We start from the raw sequence: 2195 nt of genomic DNA, 5'->3' as shown, positions 1-2195 counted from the left end.
CATTCTCCACATTTTAGGTTGACTATCATTATTGTAAGTTGTTGGTTATGTGTGCTATGCGTAGCATTACATCTAACGGTTGGTACATCTTGTCGGGGTGGATTTCGGGGAGCGTTCCTGTCCGAAGGACACGGAACTGCGATGCGAGAATCCGCAGTTGGCGTACCACCGAACCCCGCCCTGCAATATGTACCGTGTTAGCAAACGTTTTTTATTCAATTTTTAATTCTTTAGTTTCGTTCTTTATCCTAAATTCCAAACTGTCAATTAAGTAGATAATAAAAACAGGTATCAAATTTATATAGCCAAAGATTTCGCTAGAGTGTCTGTTTATTCTAATTTCTGAATTACTCGGCAATAAACCCAGATTAAATTTAAAAAGTAATTCATTTGTGTAATCAATTCCAATTATAAAAGAAAATCCCGCAAACATCGTAAATGCAAACCCTAAAACTGCAATTGAAGGAATTTGTATGTATTGTACAATTTTAGAATATGTAATCATCTTTTCGTGATATTTAAACAATTTAATTCCAGCATAAATTGTCATAGAGTAAAATCCTAAGAATATTAGGATTAATAGAATATTGAAAAAAGAAAAGCTACCAATAGTAAAAGCTCCATAGAGAAAAAATCCTATTCCAATAGAACCACTTATGATTTCATAAATTCCGATAATCTCAAGAAATTTTCTCTTTTTACGAATATTTTTATTTTCCCATTTCATGCAAATTATTTTTCAAAGGAATTCCAAATATTTATAAAACTTAAAGCTTCTCCTTCTAGAAGAGGCAGATGAGTTTTTTTCAATTTTGTTTTTTCAAATAATTTTTTTCTTTCAACATCTAAAACTGCAAATGTTGCCTCTTTGTAATCTCCTTTTTTCAATTTTGTATTCATTAATAACAGGATTAAATCTGCCTTCATTTGTGATAACTTATCAGCTTTAAAATAAAGTTTAATTACATAAAGCTTGTCATTGATTTCTAATCCTAATTCTGGATTTAGTTTTATTCTTAAGTCATTAGTTTTCCAATCTTTAAATGGAGGTTCAAACCATTCAACTTTCTTTCTGCCAAGAAAGGATTTGTAACTTTCTATCAATGAAGGATAACGATTGATTTTCTTTTTGTCAGTTAAATGATTTAAAATTTTATCTAGTTCTGATTTGTCTCTGTTGTGTTGGTGTAAATCAATAATTCCTTCTCTCAGAGGTTTCCAGAAATCAAATGCAGGTTGATATTCTTCACGAGAGTAAATCTGATTAACAATAGTAAATTTTGAAGTTCCAACTTTTGAAACATAATCAATAAAGTCTGTCAGGGAAATATTAATCATAGTTTTAATGTTTAGTATTTTTTGTTCAAAATGTTTGCTAACGGTCACTTGTATGTGGTCGGGCGGGATTTTCGATAGAAATCCTGTCAGACCCGCAGGAAAGTGGGCGCAAGGTCTGACTTGTCAGACCGCCAAGACACCCGCCTGCCATATTACAATTTGTTATGGTGCGTATTTTTTTCATTTTAAAATTCATTCCACTTTTGCCAAAAGTTTGATTTTGATTTCTGAAAGGTAATTTGGTTTGTCTCTTTCCATTGGTCAATGAGTGTTAATAATCCGTCTTCTTTTTCTTTAGAGTCAATCAGAAACTCAACGTCAAATATCGACTTGTCATTTTCCCTTATTTTTAGCCAATTATTTGAACCTTCAAGAAAATCTCTTTTATAAATAGGTTTGTTTTTCAACGCATTAGTTTGAATTATAATCACTTTTTGCTTCAAAGTAATGTCCTTGTTGTCAACGCATAATGAATTTTCTCCAACCGTAAATAAACCTTTTTCCGAATTTTTATTAAACTGCATGATGACAGATATTCCAATTAAAATAAATGAAGTGATTCCTAAAGTCAGTTCCAACCAAAATGGAAGCTGAATAAAAAGGCTTATAAAGTTTCCATTCGTACCTCTCGCCAGAACTGCACCTCCTAATAGAATCCCAATTATCCCTATGGAAACCCCAATTATTTTGATAATATAAAACGAGTTAGAGTTGACGATTTTGAACTCTAATTTGTCAGGCATACTATTGTTTGTTTTTGTATTCATTTAATATGCACCATAACGTTAAGAATAAACGGACTTTTTAATGCCGTTTATTTAGTGTTAGATGTATGTGCCTTTTTAAATTTGTAGCTA

General features: G+C 31.4%; 3 protein-coding genes. All 3 read right to left on the bottom strand.

The window, feature by feature from the left end; all coding sequences use genetic code 11:
• Positions 1–211: 211 nt before the first annotated feature.
• Complete coding sequence (locus ACUNWA_RS18980; RefSeq protein WP_445593503.1) at positions 212–727, bottom strand: hypothetical protein; 516 nt, start codon at positions 725–727, stop codon at positions 212–214.
• 5 nt (positions 728–732) lie between these two features.
• The gene (locus ACUNWA_RS18975) at positions 733–1338 is read right to left on the bottom strand and encodes a hypothetical protein (RefSeq protein WP_445593502.1); all 606 of its coding nucleotides are present in this window, start codon (positions 1336–1338) and stop codon (positions 733–735) included.
• Between the two features lie 185 nt (positions 1339–1523).
• Positions 1524–2081, bottom strand: a complete 558-nt coding sequence (locus ACUNWA_RS18970) for a hypothetical protein (protein ID WP_445593501.1) — start codon at positions 2079–2081, stop codon at positions 1524–1526.
• Between the last annotated feature and the right edge of the window lie 114 nt (positions 2082–2195).

This window comes from Sunxiuqinia sp. sy24, from assembly GCF_052677165.1.
Note: the sequence above shows the minus strand (reverse complement) of the source record. Positions and strands in the feature narration are given on the sequence as shown.